Below are 17,886 nucleotides of genomic sequence, written 5' to 3'. Positions count from 1 at the left end.
ATGAATCGATTTGGAATTTTTGCCCTGTTTCTAATTTCCATACTTGTATTTCAAGGATGCAGCAAAAGTGATTCGGATGAGGATCCATCTCCTTCATTTTCTTCCTTGCCAAGAGCACTTCTAGGGGAGGAGATTGAAATAGATGGGCAAGGATTTGAATTGGGAAAACTTCAGATATTTTTTGACAATGAAGAATCTACAATAAATTATGTCACTGATAAAAAAATAAAGGTGCGTGTGCCCAGAACCTTGGAAAGGTACAATCCAACAGTGCGCATCGTAGATTTGAACACAAACAAGAATATTCTTGAAGAAACCTTTTTTTTGAAAGAACCGGTAATAACCGGATTTGACAAGCCCGAAATTTCTTTTGACGAAGTTTTGGTCATTGAGGGCGAAAACTTTGATTCCAGTGAAAATTATGTAGAAGTAGAAGTCAATGGGGAGCGGGCACAAGTTCGAAATGCGAGCTACAACCAAATTGAAATCATTATTCCTACCAATATTTCAAAAAGCGAGCTCAATGTAATGGTTACCGCGCAATTACAGGAAGTAGGATCTAATGCCCCATTGAAATTGACAGAACCGGAAATCCTTGCCACAACAGATGTATTCTGGACTGGCAGTGAGCTCGTAATAAGTGGAACCAATTTCAATCCTGATAGAAACATTGGAAAAATCTTTGTTGATGGCAAAGAGACCAATATATCCAGTGCTTCAAAAGAAGAGTTGCGGGTATACACCCCGGTTGGGCCCTATCAAGATTTTGTGGCCACAAATGTGGTTTATGAAATGGGAGGATACGAGGTAATTTTTGAAAAAGAGTACGAAATATTGAACAACGCCATTATTGTTGATGACAACCCCAGGGTGAACATGACATTTCCGGCTGTACACAATGGCAAGGCCTATGCCTATTTTCAAGATGAAGAGTTGGGATTTGGATATAGCAATAATCTGTATGAGTTTTCAGTTGAATCACAACAATGGGATAAAATAGAAGGAACCGAGCTTGACGGATATTTGAATAATTTGACCTATAATGAAAATGGAAAGATGTATGTGTACCTGACTGATTCCGAAAATCACAGAATACTTGTTTCAGTAGAACTATCCAATTTTTCAAAGGAAGAAATTTTCTTGCCGTTCAATGATAACAGGTCGGGTGTGCTTGATTTTTATTTTCAAGGCTCCTATTATATGATCAACGGTACAACCTACGATGGTTTTTCCAATAACCTGGTAGAGCAAAGCTATCAATACGATGAGCTTGATGAAATTTGGACAGAACTGTCCTCTGGGCCGATATGGGATTATTTTAAATCTTATGATACCGATATAAGCGATGTCTTTTATTATGACGGGATAATGTATTATAACTACTCCCCGCAATCAGGTATTACAAACGGATATCGTTTAAAGCCTGATGCTACAGTGGAAGAAACATCCTCTAGATTTTATTTCGGATATCAGGACGCTGTCATCAATCAATACTTCTATTATGGAGGCTTTGGCAATTACTTCAATGATGAGCCCGGTATAGAACATTATTTGGGGTCTGCTTGGGAAATTGGCAATTTCTTTGTCCTGGAAGAAAACATTTATTTTCAAAAAGGATCCCAAACCTACAAACTCAAAAAAGAAATACTCGATGCAATTCTATAGAGCCTTTTTTTATATATTCCTGTTGGTTCTTTGCTTGGGTTGCTCGTCAGATGATGAAGATGGTAACATTGAGCCATCTATCACCATCACTTCTTTTGTTGCGGGTAAGAATGAGGTGGAAATTTCATGGGAATTGGCAAGGGACAATAATGTCATTATTGAAGATTTGTTGATTTACAGGGAGACGTTTTCTGATGGTTCAGAAAGACGGTATTTCGAGCTTATTGAAAGTATACCCTCATCCTCCAAAAGTTACATTGATACAAATGTCCCCTACCTTTCCAAAATAAGTTATTATGTCAAGGCAAATTACAGGTACGATGATGATGACCAATACGAAATATTAAGCCTACAAAGTGAAGAAAAGGTATTTGAAAGAGATTTTCCCCAATTTGACCAAGTGCCTTATCAGGTGATGAAAGATCCTGATAGCAATGATATTTACCATATTTTGACCAATTGGAATCCAGCAGAAATAAACCGGTATGACGCAAGGGTAAATGAAATGGTCCAAAGCCGAACATTTTCTGAAAGTCTATTTTATGGAACAAGATTTATTTTCTCTGGAAACGATTTGGTTTTAGGGGATTTAAAGGGGAATTTCTTTTTTGTCGATAAGGAATCTTATGAAATCAATAGGCTTTTTGATGCCGACTTGCAGGAAGATTTAGAGGGTTTTGGGATTATTGGCAATAGATTGTATTATGTGGAGGATTTTTCGTTTGACTACATAAATGTGGACACAGGAGCGATAAAAAAACATGGCACAGGCAAAGGGTTTAAATATTTTCAAGTGTTGAACGAAACCCAATTATTGAGCCTATATTCAGGTACTCATTCTTCAGCAGCATCGGTTTATGAATTTCAAGATGATTTGGACCCTGATATTGGATGGGATTTTTCACTTAGTGAAATAAGAAGGACCTCCCCGGAACTAAATTTGGATGGTAACGATGTCGATACGTTTATTTTTACATGGAGCAATGACAAAACTCAATTTTTAACAGGGATAGAAGGGCGTTTTTTTAATATTAATGATTTAACCCCAGGCATTGTACTGGGAGGTATCACAGGTAAAAGGTATTTACATTTCGCCATTGATTCCAAGGGAGATATTTATGGATCAGTGCAAGAAGAGAAAATAATCCATGTGTTTGATGGTGAAACTTTAGAATTAAAAGAGTCTATCCCTACGAAATTATATCCTGTTTTTCCCATTATAACCACAAATGGATTGGTATGTATTGGAGCATATGAACGAGTAGAATATTGGGGGTATAATTATGGGATTGATTATGGGTTTCATTCTGAAGCAGCCATTGAAACCTTTTAGAATTATTTAGAAAAACCAGCCGTTGGTCTCTAAATATACTAGTGTGAATTGATTTGGAATACTTTAATGGTTCTATCATGATTTTTACTACATTCACCATAATTTAACGCAAGTTAGATCAAATAAAAAGTTACCTGTTCGGTTACCTCCAAAGTAAGATTTCCATGGGGGAACCATAAATAAAGGGATTGGGAGGACAGGGCATCTACCAGTCATCCCGACGAACCACCATATAGGTCGAATCAAAGCACTGTTAATTGTATGATTATCAGTGCTTTTTGTTTTTTACACATTCATCTGATATCATTTAAATCCAAATTTTCGGTGTGCAATAAGGTGTGCACACCTATACACAGATTGTTGTAGTTTTAAGTATGGACAATTGAAGTTTGAGGGCAGTCCGACCACTAACATTTGTTCAACTTAAACGATTACAATATGCGGACAGACAGTACTTTAGGAATCAATTTCTTCGTAAGGAAAAAACGCAATGACCCTAACATGTACGACATCTACCTGCGCATTACGGTAAAAAAAGCGCGTGCAGAGGTCAGTTTAAAAAGGTGCATAAAGGTGTGCAATTGGGACAAAAAACGCGGAAAAGCCTTTCCAAAGAACAAAACCATGGAAGATTTGAACGCCTACCTTGACACGGTATATGGTGAAATCCTCAATGTTCACAGGGAATTGCATATGGAAAGGAAATTGATAACCGCTAAATCTATCAAGGCAAGGTACGTCGGGGAGGATGAAATGAACCATACCATTCTGGAGCTTTTTGATTACCACAACAGAAACATGGTCAACGCACTAAAACCCGGCACCATGAAGAATTACTATTCCACTGAAAAATATTTAAAGAGCTTTATAACGACCAGGCTTAAAACGAATGATGTGTTGCTCGGAGAATTAAAGCACAAGTTCATTCTTGACTTTGAAAGCTACATCAGGACCTTCAAGCCGAAAAAGAACAGAAAGACATGTTCCAACAATGGCACGATGAAACACTTGGAACGCTTGATGAAAGTTGCAAGGTTAGGTGTTCGGTTGGAATGGCTGGACAAGGACCCGTTTCGAAACTTTAAATTACGCTTTGATAAATTCGATAGAAAGTACCTGACCCAAAGGGAAATCGACCTGATTGAAGATACCACCTTTACAAGTCTTGGGCGGGAGCGGGTAAAGGATGTGTTTCTTTTTGGTTGTTACACAGGACTTACCTTTATGGATATCAAGCTATTGACCAGAGACAATATAAGTAGGGGAATTGATGGGAATTATTGGATATATACCAAAAGGATTAAGACCGATGAACCCTTAAAGATACCCATGTTACCGCGGGCAGTTGAAATCATGGAGAAATATAAGAATGCACCACAAGATGGGATTAGCTTGTTGCCCGTGTACAGCAACCAAAAGACCAATGCTTATTTAAAGGAAATAATCAAGGCCTGTGGTATACACAAGTCCATTTCCTTCCATACGGCCAGACATACTTTTGCAACAACAGTGACCTTATCCAATGGTGTTCCGATAGAGACAGTTTCCAAAATGCTAGGCCATACCAAATTATCAACTACACAAATTTATGCCCGGGTATTGGAAAATAAGATAGGGGAGGATATGCAGAGTCTTATTGATCAAATGAAAGGAGTAAAGAGAAACAAAGTAATAGCAGGATAGCAGGATGAAATCTTAATAATAGAACATCTGGGTCGTTAGAAATGGATTTTAAAAACGTTCAAAATTTCATTTTGTTTGGACTGAGAATAAAGTAATCTCAGGTTCGATTCCTGGAGGTACCACTTCAAAAATCCGCAACAATCTATTTATTGGTGAGTTGCGGATTTTTAGTTTTTAATCTTGTACGATTTCCGTATGGCGGCTAACATCAATCACCAAAGAAACATTTGAATTTAGATAAAAAAATAAAGACAGAGTCTCCACCTCTGTCTTTATAAAACTGTAAAAGTTTTAAAAGGGCTTGTGTGTGCTGGTTACCTAATTCAACCAGTAATTCAAGGCTTTTGGAGCTACAGTAAAACTGCTTGCCCTATGTATTTTAATAAACCAAATGCCCTCTTTTGGTATTAAGCTCTATTCCAAGATCATTATCCACCCATCTAAAAAACCAAGTTGGACAGTAATCATAAATATCTTCAATTGTCTGGTTTTTTGCAATTTCACTTTCACCTTGATTAAAGAATTTTATTTCCTCTAAAATCTTTCTTCTAAATTCTATAACCTTATCATCATCCTTATCCAAATATGGACAGGTTAGAACATCAATTAATAGAAAAGTATTTTCTGCACTATTATATTCATAACCAATAAAGTAATTGAAAATTATTTGTCTCAATTTCTCCCTAAGATAATCGTAATCTGAATCCCTTTTTATATAACTTAGAAGAGAAACAATGGTAAAATAATTCAGAGATAGGTTTGATTCTAGATTTTCATCAAGTATATTGAAATGTTCAATTAACAATGACTCTTTCAACTTGTAATATTTTCCTAGTTCACCACTAATTTGTAAAAGGTAAAGTGTTTCTACTTCAGCGTGCTGAGACGCATTGTTCTTTTTAAATATTGTTGAAATGTTATCATATATTGATTTGAAAAGGATGTGCTTTTTATCAAAATCAAAAGCAATATATTCCAACTCTGATTTAGCTTCACCTTCAAGTTTAGAAATATAAGCCTGTTTGGTGCTTTCCTGATTTTTAATAAAATCAATTATTCTGAATATGATATGGGACACCTTGATTGAAAATGTGACTTTGGGTAAAACAGAATAAACGAAAAAGGTCAATTCAATAATTTCCTTGAAATTCTTATATAACTGATTGTGAAGAACCTTTATTTCTTTAGACTTTTCATCTAAAACCTGCTTTAACTCGAACAATTTGGCCTTAGCCTCTTTTCCACCACCACCTTTAACTTCAATTTCTAAGCTATTTTTTTTAAAGATTTTATTTAATAAATTGCCTTGAACCCCTTCATACTTTTTAATTAAATCTTTAAGTTTATTAAAGATAATTGCTAAAAAATAGTTTTGTAAATCTTTATAACTGGTATTGGTTAAAGCAAGGGTTTTCTTGTAGTTTGTAATCAAGTCTTTTGCACTATAATACTTAACGCCAAGCTGTCCCTTTTCCTCAATATCATAAAATCTCAAAAACATTGTCTTTTCAACCAACTCTCTGATTTGCTCCTTAGCCATCGTAATATTTGTGATAATTGGCTTATTTATAACGTCTGTTTTTGAGTCATTGAAGGACATATTATATTCATGCAACTTAAGCTTGTAAAAGTTTAGAATTATATCCTTAACAGAGTCCTTAGAGTAAAAAACAAAATAATCATCTACATACCGATAAATATCAAAATCATGCTTATAACGCAAGCCTTTCTTCTCTAATTCACGTTCAACATTGACATCAATCTTTTGCAAAATTAATTCAGCGAATATTCTTGAAAATTCTGATCCAATTATGATTCCATTGGTTTCATTGTAGTTCATTTTCTGCATCAAGACATCAAATCTGTTACCAAAATTATTTTTGAATTCTTTAGACAAAACATTATCCTTGACAATTTTCTTATTCATTAATGCCCAAGGAAGAGTATGGCTATATATGCTATCAAAACATTTTGATATGTCAAATTTCATTAAATTATCAAATCTTTTTTCTGCTTTTTGATATTCATATGATTCATAAAACTGATTGATGTTACTGTATCTTTGATATGAAAAATAACTCTTTAAACTAGTGTATTCTTTATTACTTGTCTCAATTATTTCTATTTCTTGAGTTTTGGATCTCAATTTTTTGTTAGTAGTATCCTTAAAATATTTTAAAGAAGATATTTTCGTTGGGGTTCTTAAGGAGTACTTACTCTTAGTAGTGAAGTTTATAATGTTGTATTTATACTTGTCATAAAAATCAATTAAGGATAGTTGATTTAAAGGATGAATAACGGTTAACTTTCTAAAGTCGTTTTTTTTATGGGCGACTCTGAATGTAAAAGGGATTGTATGTAATGACTTAAAATTAAAATAGTGGTAGTCCCCATCAGTATTAAGAAGGACACCTTTTTTCACTCCAAACACAATCCTGACTATTTTTGCCAAAACCCCCGTACTTTCTTTAGCAAATCTTAGCTGCACCTTGCGATATGGGGCCTCCTTTTCAACTAAATGAATCTTGTTCTTTATTAGAAATTGATAAAAAGAGCTATTAGAAAAAAAAGGAGGAACCTCATACGGTAAAATATCCGCAAGCACTACTCGTTCCTTCTTATATCCAATATTTTTCTTTTTTAGTCTCCTCACTTTTTCCAAATAGAATTTATTTCCGTTAAGCCATATTGAACAACACCTTTGTTATCCGAATCTCTATCATTACAGTTTTTATATAGTTTTTTCCTAATTGGAAAAGGTTGAAATTTCCTAGAATGAAAATTCGCTACAAAATCAAAGTTTTTCAAATTGCTTAGTTCTTTATCCGTTAAGCCCGCCCTACCTATATACCAGTTCAGGTATTTTTGGAGTACAAGCAATGAATCATCACAATTCAGAAATGAGTTAGAATAATACACCCCGACAAAAACTTTGTCCTTATTGTTTCTTAGTTTGGTATTAGACGTTAAATAGTCGAGTCTTGCTTTGAGCAATTTGAATGACTCTTTTCTGTTATGCCTTTTCTTTTTCTTGAAATCCTCAAATGCAACCTTAATTTTATCCTTGTATTTTTTAGTCTTTTTATCTGACAACAAGGTTTTCAGTTTGTTATCCAAACTACCAATTTTATATCCTAAATAATCAATAATGTAAGGGGTATCATTACTCAAATTGATTGTCTCTAAGCCTTCAAGAAGATTATACTCCTTTGTCTTTTTGGTGTTTAGTTCAAGAAATCCATTTGACTCGTCCTTAACAACATCCATTACATTTGTCTTATATTGAGTTAAATATTGTTCAGAAACACCTTTAGATTTTGGAATAAAAATGATTATAATATCATCAACGTATCTGGCATAATAAACTACATCGGACAATTTTTTGAGCTTATTGTCAATTTTTCTCATGAAAAGTTCGGATAGATAAGAACTAAAACCCACCCCCCTTGGGACCCCCTTTGCTTGATTTAAATCATCTTGATTCGTTAAGTTATTATAGCTATCTAAAACAATATTTATAAATTGTTTAGTCTTTACGTTTAGGAGGTGATCTCCATTAATTTTATCTCTCAACATTTTTTGAGGAATTGACTCATAAAAGGCTCGTAAATCTGTACGAATTACAAATTTTGGGAACCCGTCCTCTAACAAGTTTATAAGCTCACTTAGTAAAGAATATCTATTGGATTGTTTTACGCTGTAACTTTTGAGAATATTCTGCTGAACCTTTTTGGATATAAAGAAGTTCTCAATATTATTTTCTAAACTGAAACTTTGTTTTCCATAAACTTTTCCTTTGATAAGTTTTATTGCTCTAACTTTTGCAACTTTCGTTGCAGTATCCTCTAAAGCCTTCCTAATTAACTTTTCTCTTTCGTTCTTTAATTCCTTTTTTTGCTCATATAAGTCAATCCTTTTTGTAAAATCATCTTCCAGTCTTAATTCGCGGTTGGTTTCTTTTAAAAACTTTAAAGCCTTTAAAGATTCTTCAAAATCAACTTTAAACCTATCTTCAATATTTTTACCTTTCCTATTTTCCTTATCGAAAATTTCCTGAAATGTTTCGGCTGTAAAGGATTGATTATACATTAAAGTCTAGAATTTGTGTATTCAATATGAGATTAGGTTAAATTTATAAATTGTTAAGAAAAGTCTTAATAAAACTGGATTGATTTTATCCCTTTATGTTTTTCACTGAAAATTATACTTCCTTGTTAGTGCTATTTTCTTGTTCTTACTATTTCTTGAAGTAATACATCCAGTTCGTTACTAAAATTGATTTGAGTTCGATTAGGTAAAGATTCATTTTTCCTAATTGGCGTATGTAGATAGGAATCTGCTATTTTTCGACTCATTTTTTCTAGACGTTCCATCTGCTCTTTAAAGGATTTTGTACCATAGCTCCCACAGAATTCTTTAAATGTGTTCTTCCCAAAAACTGGAGGTATATGATCGATTATAGCCCTCACCAATAAAGGTACAGTTAAAAACATATCATTCTCGAAGGCAATTCGCAACTCCCTTAAAAAGGCTATTAATTTAGTGTAGTCAAAATCTTTGTCAGTAATTCCTTCTAGCTCGATAATCCTTGATTCATCAACATACTCAATGCTCTTGGTTTTCACATTAACTTTTTTCTTTGAACCAAAAACTTCTTTAATAAAATTACCAGTTACTCTTTTTCCAACCTTTAATAGAGCTGCTTCTCTAACTATTGGATTAGATAATATTGGGGTAGTTAACCAACCATTTCTTTCAGCCAGTTTATATAACTCTTCCCCATTTATATTGTGTTTTGACTCAAATGTGTATATTTCGATTCCAATAAAATCATCGAATGAGTATGTATGTCCGTCAATGACATATTTTTCTTGCCCCCTTTCGTAGGCTTCGACAACCTTATTTAATTCTTCAAGGCTAATATCCAATAATTGATATGTTGAAATTACAGTTGTTACCGTAACATTATAGCTGCCTTTTATTTCTTTCAGATTTCCTCCAAACATAGCTTCAAATTGTAAATTATAAATTTACAATTATTGGCTTTCATTCAAATTAGGGTTCTTTCTGGTTTGATATAAGGATTAACTAGCAATCAAATCGATAATCATAGTATTGTAATGAATCTTAAAAAAATTACTTATCTAATTTGGCGCAAAAGGCTATATTAACGTACTCAAACCTTTCTGGCTAAAAGTATGTCTGTTGAAACATTGAACTATAAATACAGTTCACCATCTAGCATAATAAGTAAAAAAGGAAAGGAGAACTTACTCCTTTCCAAGTTTAATGAAGTTGAAAAGGGGAGTTCTCCTTGCTTCTTTTGGGGAAAGTTAAACAACCCATATGAATTATCGAGGTGTTTGATCACTTTGTCAAACACAGTCCAATCCAGTTTTAACCTTTCACCTTTTCAATTGGCTCTTTTGAAAGATCCAATAGTTACTGCGGGTAATGAACAAATAAGATTTGAAGGGTTTTCACACTGTGCAGGAGTATATGCAAGAGTCGATGTTCTTGAAGGTGGTCAAAATGGAGAATTCCTAGAGAATGGCACTACCAATGTCGATTTCAACACGTCCCTAATTTCTGAATTGGGGAAAATCAAAAAGAATGATTCCTTGGTTTTATCCGTTGGGCAAAAGGAAGTTGGTTTTCATAAAGATGGAAAAAGCACTATTGAACGCAAAGTGCCCTTACCTAATAAATGGATAAAAGGATTGACCACTGTACAACATTACTTTTCAGAATCCGAGTTTGCACATACCCTAAACAGAATTCAAGCATTACAACTATTCAAGACTATTCCAAATGGGAAAGTAAAGACGGATTACTTTCTAATCAAAAGAGGAAACAAATATCTGTTCAGTCCATTGCAATCAAGCAGTACAGTTTGCATCGGAGGGATACATCGGCTAAGGTTGTTGCAACCTTTAATTCCTATAATCAATGAACTCAAGATATTTCCACATAAGGATATGCAGTCCGTAACCTTTTTATTATGCTTTAATGAACTGAACTTTGTTTTTTCAATTTCTAGAGATTTTTGGCGAGGGTTTTCTGGAGAAGGAGCTGCACTTGAATCTTTGATAGAAGACTTGCCCGACTCGCTTATCCAGTCATTTGACAATTTCTCTTATGCCAATCAAGAATTCAATCCTGCATTAATGTCTTTTGAAGAGGGAATCGATATATCCAAGATTGAAAAATTATCCTCCAAATTGTCAGCAATGGGGCTATTGGGGTATGATTTGACAAAAAACGGATTCTTTTATCGAAGGCTGCCGTTTAAACTGGAAAGAATACTTTCATTGAACCCAAGATTAAAGGGAGCTGAAAAACTGTTAGAAGAAGACAAGGTAAATATTACTTTAAAAAAGGATGATGAAATCGAGGCAAAGGTTGAAGGCAGTGGAGTACAACATTATGTTATTCTGAAAGGGAAAAATGAAAAGTGTACTTGTACATGGTTCAGCAAAAATCAAGGAGAAAGAGGGTCCTGCAAACATATCCTGGCAGTAAAGAAAAAAATAAAGAACATCTAGCATGATGCTAAAGGAAGAACTCGAAGACATAGTTGTAAAGGAAAAGGACGTCATTCCCTTTTTAAAGAAATTGACGGCAACAGAAAAAAAAGAGCTTGTTCCTTTTTTAAAAAAACTCAAAGAAGAATACTATAAAACGAAAGAAGTTAGGAGCAAATCAGGCGGGTTCTTGTCCATGTCTTATGAGCACATAAAGTCTGAGAAGCAAAGAAAGTTGGTAGAAAAGGCTTGTTTTGTCTGTTGTAACAAAAAGGATATAAAAAGATTGTTCTGGGGTATCGGAAATATAGCTGCCAGTGACGAATATATTTCTGAAATAATACCTTGGTATGTGCCCAATTGGTATAGCTCCGTCATTAATGAAGAAATGCCTTGGGAGTTGACGTATGAAAAGATGATGCGGCTGTACAAGGATGGCCTTTTAGATCCCTCACACGAATTAATTTTAAATAAACTACCAAATGCTATTGTAGAGCATCAATGGAAGGATAAAAAGCGCATTAGTTTTTACAAACCTGAAATTCTAAACCTCCATAAAGAAACCTTAGACCAACACATTTGGCTTCTATTCGAAGAGGAATCCTCTATTAACAATTACTACAATTATTTAGGCCTTGAGAACTATTCCGCTGGGAATGATATTTGGATAAATACGATAATTAATCTCACCGAAGAAGACAAACTGGCTAGAAATAAGGTTTTGATAGCAACAATATATACTTCAACAAAAGGGTTCAATAAAACTTTAAGCGGCTGGTTCTTTGATTTACTGGTTAAGTTAAACCCGACAGAAGAAGAAGTATTGGATTTACAAGATGAGCTATTTGCTGCATTGAATTCACCCCATTCAAAAGTTATAAATACAGTTTTAAAATATTTTAAAGCTGTTGCCAATCACAAAAAATTCAAAACCAAAATATTTATTGACAACTCATCCATATTATTAAATTCTGAAACCAAATCAGTAGTAAACTCTACACTGATGATTTTAGATAAAATTGCCAAAAGTCATAAAAGCTCGAAAACTTCAATTTGTTGTAAAGCTGCGGAAACTTTGATCAATGTTGACGAAAAAATACAGTTACGAGCAGCAAAGATTATCGAGAAATATGGTGACCTTAAGAGTCAAGAGCTAAAGGAAGAAGTAAGCTTGTACGCGGATAATCTTTTCCATGGCACCAAAGAGATTCTCAAAGAATATATTACTGTTGAAGAGAACATTGACGACTTTCAAGAAGAAATTAAGCCTGTCTATTTTCTAACCGAAGGCAACAGGTTACCCTCATATGAGACCCTTGATGATTTAATCTTCTTTGTAAGCCAAGCTATTGACAATAACGAGGTATTTCATATTGATTTACTCTTAAGCCATTTACCAAAACTATATGCGCTCTTAAATAGCTCAAATGTTTCCAAACTTGAACCTATTTTCAAACGTTCCCTTGACCTGTCCATGAATTTTGAATGGAGTAGTCAAATCGGAAACCTAGAATCCGAAGCCGCGTTTTATCTCAACGATTTTGCGGAAATTCTAATGAAGAAATATGCAACTGAATTGGAAGGTTTCAGAAAGACCAAAAATCAAAAAATAGAGAAATTAAAACAAGATAGGTTTTATGGTTCGCACTATAAAGAGAATCTGAAAGAGATAGAATATCAAAGCATCCCGGATTACATCTATCAAATACATCATGCACTATTTATAAAATCCAAATCTCTAATCAAGAAAAATTTAACCTTGGAATTACTATCCACTCCAACACATAACCCATGTTGGATTGACCCAATGGTATTAATTGAAAGGATAATCGCATTTGAAAAGAGCGATGAAGAAATGGATCTATACGATTTCCAAATTGCAGTTGGCCGTTTGCCATTAAATCAAATTCCTCCGAATATTTCCAAAAAGATAGAGGGCATCAAAGAAAGAAATATTAGAGATGTTCTGAATTATCACTTAGGCTTTAATGATTTAAACAAAGTGAGCATTCAAAGACCAGAGCTTTGGATTCAAAGTGTTCTATCCAAAGGTATCAAATCAGAGATAACCTATTTTCAGGAGCATTTTTCAAATACGTTGCAAAAAGAAATAGGAGTTTATGATTGGGATTGTGGACTGCATAATCATTTCTACAAAGAGTATGATTACACCACTGGAAAACATGTGCAAAAGAAAATGGTCAGAAAACAACTGGAGTTTCAGAAGTTTAATCCTGAAAAAAAGGAACCGGATTCGTTAGTTAATAATTTAAAAGCTCTTTTCAATAAAAAACCTGTCAAGATTCAAAGTATCTATGAGTACATGTATTTTAAAAAGCAGCAATATTACACAACTATCCGACCAAACGATGAGGTCAAGTTTCTTTTGCTTTCACCCAATAACACAAGCTCGTTTTTAAGCCAAGTAATACATAACAATCTGAAGGAATCAACCTTTTCTGATGAGACGAGTAAAAAGAATATGGTCAACTTATTGAAAGGTCTGCATCAAATCTGGTATCGTCAGGACTATTCGGAAACTACGTATTTATTTTTAGCTACAGGCTTTTTATGTAGTCATAAAATTTCGAGAGAATTGGCGGCGGAAATATGGATTAAAGCAAATTCTGAAAACAACATGGACAATGCTTTTCTAGGAGAAATGCTTGGTAGATTGGAATCGGGCCAATATGCCCCCATGAAACGACTTACAGACTTATTAGTTTCCAACCTGTTGAATGTTTCCCAAAAGCACAACAATTATTTATTTAATTTAATCAATAGCGCTATTGGAAAAATGGACAACTCTCCTATTAGAGGGGTCAAAAAACTGCTTGAGATATTTTTGGAATTAAAACATTCTTTTCCTGATGAACAAATTGGCCAATTAACACAGGAAAAGCTCTCTAAATGGAAAGAGACTTCTTCTCTTAAACCTATAATTTCCATTTTGGTGAAGTAACCTAGCTTTAAAATGAAAATAAGTTATATCCCAAGCTAGCACCAATCCATGGCTTACCTTGGTAATCCCATTCTTTACTATCTTCAGCAAGACCAAAATCAAATCCGCCAGTTAAACCAATAGTGAATTTTTCGTAAGAAAAAAGTATTCCACTTCCCAATGAAAGGAATGCGGTTTTAATAGTTCTCGTAACATCTTCCCCATTTTCATCGACTCCCTCCGTAAAACTGAACTCTACCTTATCTGCACCAACAAAAATTCCAGAAGTAAATTTCGTGTTATATTCTTTGTTACCAATTTTTTTTCTATGGACAAAGTTTGTCTTCCCCCAAGTGTAGCCAAAAAAGCCTCCAAGATTTGCTCCAGTGGAAAACTCTGTATCATCACCAAATCGAATTTTTAAAGGAATTGTCAACACGTTAAAACTCCATTGCCTAAATGGAATTTTAACAGATCTTCTATTATCCAATTCATAAAAAAATACTTTATCCCTGTAAACATATTCTCCTCCAGTTTTTATCAACCATGGATTTATATAAATTTTATCTCCTTCAAATTTCAGATTTGACTTTAACCTGCCTTTTGATGGTTTCCATGTCCACACCCACCATTTATATTTTAAAGGTTCATTTAAAACACTATTGCCATTTGAATCCATCTTGACTAATTGGCTAAGCTTTAATTCCTCAAATAATAACTTACGTGGTATTGTGTCCAACTTTACCTCATTTTTACCATTTCTTGATGTCACATTTCTAACAACAACACTTTTTTCATCTTTCACCATTATGTGTAAAACGTCAGAGTCTTTCGAAGATGTATTTTGCTTTTCAGAAGAGTAGTGGATTTTTTGCCATACATAATACCTTTTTTTATAAGCATCCTGAGCGGATGAACTATAAAAAAAACAGAAGAAGAAAATAAAAACAAAAGTTGGTTTCTTACCCATGGCTTAACTCTTAAAACGAATTACATAATTACGTTCCTATTAAAATTAATAAAGAGTTATCTGATATGGTGGTCTTTCGATTACTTGCATAAATAATCGATATCGTAGTTAAAAACTTATTAAAGCCATTGATTTACTATGGTTTTTCAATCATCAAATTAGGGGTTTCCTCTAGTTTAGAGAGCCTGTATGTGAAATTTAGCCTTCTATCTATTTTCATCAAACATACCATGATAATCAATACGTTAGAAATTCACTATGTTTGATATTATTCACGTCACTAATCAATCAAATGGAAATTAAAAGTATCTTCCTTCACCATGTCGATGTACAAACAAAGAATGTAACTCCAATTGAAATCAACGAAGATTTCGAAAACCTCAACACTTACGTTGAAGGTCTAGTTCAAGACATTTTAGATAACCCCAATAGGCGGTTTTATAATTGGAAAGATGGTGAAACTCAGGTTAAGAACTCGTTGCCGCTGATAAAGGCAAACAGTCATGACATTGAGTCTTATGTTTTGAACAATGCAAAAAGACTGCTAGAGAAAGAGGTTAAAGCCCAAGAAAGTATGAATAGGATGGGGGTTGAGATTCAAAGAGGCAGCTTACTTCATCTTTCCATTGAAAGTGAGGGTACCCATAAAATAATCATTTGTAAAGTTGAACATGACGAAGTAGTAAGTGAGATAAATTTTGAATTAATACGGGGCTTAAATACTCGAAAAAAACTATTTAAGGCTCTATTGGTCTATTATGACCAAAATGGAGAAATAACTCATAATTATGTTCATGATAAAAAGCCTACAAAATACTGGTGGGATGATTTTTTAGAGTTGGATCCAATAACGACTGATGAGGACAATACCGAAAATGCATTAAATGAAATAGACAAGTGTCTTACTAGGTATAGAAAAAAATATTATGTAGACTACCTGATACTAAGAAATTCTTTTCTGGGTCATTTTAGAAATAAGGAAACATTGAATTTTACAGATTTAGTAGATGAAGTCTTTGAAGACTATACCCCGCTTAACAAGGATTTTCCCAAAAAAAAGCTATTAGAATCACTAAAAAAACTACCTGAAAAAAATAATTTCGACACTACTTTTAATATAATTAAAGAGAAAATCAATAAAAGGCAAAAGACAAATATTAGACTTGCCAGCAACCTTTATTTAAGCATAGATGATTTTGTTGAAAACCTCAAAAACATTATTGAGTTGGAACAGGAAGGCGGGAATAAATATGTCCGAATTATGTCGGAAGATGGTTATAATAAACTAGAAGATTTACTCAACAAATAATGATTAAAGAGTTTTGTAAGTTCTTTGAACTTAAAGATAGTGTTCGGGTAATTGACAATTTTACTTTGTATGAAAAAGAATTTTCATCATCAGTAAAACAAAGTTTAAACTCTCAATTTAATTCCGATCAATATGAGTCATTCAAATCAAAAATGAGTGAATACGAGTATGATTGGACATTTGAAATAGATGAATTAAATTATTCTGTTGACCAAAACAGTTTTAAAGAAATTGATTTTCTTGATATTAAAGATGGAGAAGAAATTACTATTTCTTTAAAAATTTTCAAAAAAGGAAAAAAAGTTGTCGTCTTTGATGATGCCAAATTCTATGAATACTTAGATTCTGAAAACTTGAATTCACTTCTTCTTCAATTTAAGGGTAAATCAGATGGAATAATCTTTTATCAACCCAATTGTGCATTCAAAAGTTCAAATCATTTTCTGGGATTCAACCAGGATTTAAAAAACGTAAAGGATGATGATACAATTATAAGTTCACAATGTACTTTCAACAATTTTTCAGATTTTAAATTTACACCAGATGAGTTTTATTTATTGGATAACCCTATCGATAATCCACTATTATTACTCTTTGAAAAGCTGCATTTTATATTCCTCATAATTTATATGTTTGATGGCACTGAGATTATAAAAAACCAGTTTAAAACCAAGTTAAATGGTTATATAACCTTAAAACATGAATTGAATTTCAAAGAGTTAGATATTTCTTCAGTAAAGGTATATCGCAATATATACAGATGGATTTACTCTGAAGCAAACAAAATTGAAGATAAAGTTGGGATAACTAGAAACATCCTATCAATGTATTTAAATCAACAAGATTTAAATATAGAAATGGATGCTTATAGCTCCATATTATCGGCAAATGAAACCTATATTAAAGGTAATATTAACAAGTACATTGAAATTAGAAACAAGGTTCATGGTCAACTAGAACAACTGTCAGATAGAGTTAATAAAACACTAGATGCGTTTTATAACAATTTTCAAAAAAGCATTTTTGTTTTTATCTCATTTTACCTTTCAATTTTCGTTATTCGCACCTATGCTAAAATAGATGTGACCGTCATATTTAGCAAGCAATTAACTTATATGGCCATTGCTTTATTGGGACTCTCCTTGGTGTTTATGATATTTTCTAACTGGATTTTAAATCTAGAAAAAAAAAGGATTGAATCTAAGTATGAAGATGTCAAAGAGCGGGCTAAAGACATATTGGTTAGTCAAGACATTGACAAATTGCTTAATGGAGACAAGGAATTTAATTCTGAAAAAAAATTCCTTAATAAGAGAAGGTGGCTCTATATCGTTTTATGGTTAATTACTATTGCCACATTTTTAACTGTCCTAATTTATACTTCGGAACATATTTAGTTTTCAAAAAATTCTTTTGGGGAAATCTCAAAGTACTTGCAGAGTTTTAATAAAGTTAAGTAGC

Annotated in this window: 11 protein-coding genes; 7 read left to right on the top strand and 4 right to left on the bottom strand. The window is 33.3% G+C overall.

Annotated features, from left to right (window positions below; all coding sequences use genetic code 11):
* The 3 genes from AB1A65_RS14565 (at position 1) to AB1A65_RS14555 (ending at position 4,681) form a co-directional block, all read left to right on the top strand.
* A complete protein-coding gene (locus AB1A65_RS14565; protein ID WP_366590579.1) occupies positions 1 to 1,665 on the top strand; it encodes an IPT/TIG domain-containing protein in 1,665 nt (554 codons plus the stop codon).
* Entirely contained in the window at positions 1,652 to 2,998 is a 1,347-nt protein-coding gene (locus AB1A65_RS14560; RefSeq protein ID WP_366590577.1) for a hypothetical protein, read from the top strand. The genes AB1A65_RS14565 and AB1A65_RS14560 overlap by 14 nt, the downstream gene beginning before the upstream one ends.
* A 438-nt stretch (positions 2,999 to 3,436) precedes the next feature.
* Positions 3,437 to 4,681: a site-specific integrase gene (locus tag AB1A65_RS14555; RefSeq protein WP_366590575.1), complete on the top strand. Its 1,245-nt coding sequence runs from the start codon at positions 3,437 to 3,439 to the stop codon at positions 4,679 to 4,681.
* Between the two features lie 379 nt (positions 4,682 to 5,060).
* Here AB1A65_RS14555 and drt3b read toward each other — a convergent pair whose 3' ends face one another.
* From drt3b to AB1A65_RS14540, 3 genes are all read right to left on the bottom strand, one after another.
* The gene (gene drt3b, locus AB1A65_RS14550) at positions 5,061 to 7,334 is read right to left on the bottom strand and encodes an antiviral reverse transcriptase Drt3b (protein WP_366590688.1); all 2,274 of its coding nucleotides are present in this window, start codon (positions 7,332 to 7,334) and stop codon (positions 5,061 to 5,063) included.
* Complete coding sequence (gene drt3a / locus AB1A65_RS14545; RefSeq protein ID WP_366590573.1) at positions 7,331 to 8,770, bottom strand: antiviral reverse transcriptase Drt3a; 1,440 nt, start codon at positions 8,768 to 8,770, stop codon at positions 7,331 to 7,333. The genes drt3b and drt3a overlap by 4 nt, the downstream gene beginning before the upstream one ends.
* Before the next feature lie 131 nt (positions 8,771 to 8,901).
* On the bottom strand, positions 8,902 to 9,687 hold the full coding sequence (locus AB1A65_RS14540; protein ID WP_366590571.1) for a hypothetical protein: 786 nt from the start codon (positions 9,685 to 9,687) through the stop codon (positions 8,902 to 8,904).
* A 420-nt stretch (positions 9,688 to 10,107) separates the two neighbouring features.
* Between AB1A65_RS14540 and AB1A65_RS14535 the strand changes: the two genes are divergently transcribed.
* Both AB1A65_RS14535 and AB1A65_RS14530 read left to right on the top strand, forming a co-directional pair.
* Entirely contained in the window at positions 10,108 to 11,226 is a 1,119-nt protein-coding gene (locus AB1A65_RS14535) for an SWIM zinc finger family protein (protein WP_366590569.1), read from the top strand.
* Between the two features lies 1 nt (position 11,227).
* Positions 11,228 to 14,167, top strand: a complete 2,940-nt coding sequence (locus AB1A65_RS14530) for a DUF6493 family protein (RefSeq protein WP_366590567.1) — start codon at positions 11,228 to 11,230, stop codon at positions 14,165 to 14,167.
* A gap of 7 nt (positions 14,168 to 14,174) precedes the next feature.
* Here AB1A65_RS14530 and AB1A65_RS14525 read toward each other — a convergent pair whose 3' ends face one another.
* A complete protein-coding gene (locus tag AB1A65_RS14525; protein WP_366590565.1) occupies positions 14,175 to 15,116 on the bottom strand; it encodes a hypothetical protein in 942 nt (313 codons plus the stop codon).
* Between the two features lie 292 nt (positions 15,117 to 15,408).
* Between AB1A65_RS14525 and AB1A65_RS14520 the strand changes: the two genes are divergently transcribed.
* Both AB1A65_RS14520 and AB1A65_RS14515 read left to right on the top strand, forming a co-directional pair.
* Positions 15,409 to 16,425 (top strand): nucleoid-associated protein, encoded by a 1,017-nt coding sequence (locus AB1A65_RS14520; RefSeq protein WP_366590563.1) that lies wholly within the window; start codon positions 15,409 to 15,411, stop codon positions 16,423 to 16,425.
* Complete coding sequence (locus AB1A65_RS14515) at positions 16,425 to 17,822, top strand: hypothetical protein (RefSeq protein ID WP_366590560.1); 1,398 nt, start codon at positions 16,425 to 16,427, stop codon at positions 17,820 to 17,822. Before AB1A65_RS14520 ends, AB1A65_RS14515 begins: the two co-directional genes overlap by 1 nt.
* Positions 17,823 to 17,886 lie beyond the last annotated feature (64 nt).

The organism is Allomuricauda sp. ANG21, assembly GCF_040705235.1.
Classification (GTDB): Bacteria; Bacteroidota; Bacteroidia; order Flavobacteriales; family Flavobacteriaceae; genus Flagellimonas; species Flagellimonas marina.
This window is presented reverse-complemented; position numbering and strand designations above follow the sequence as displayed.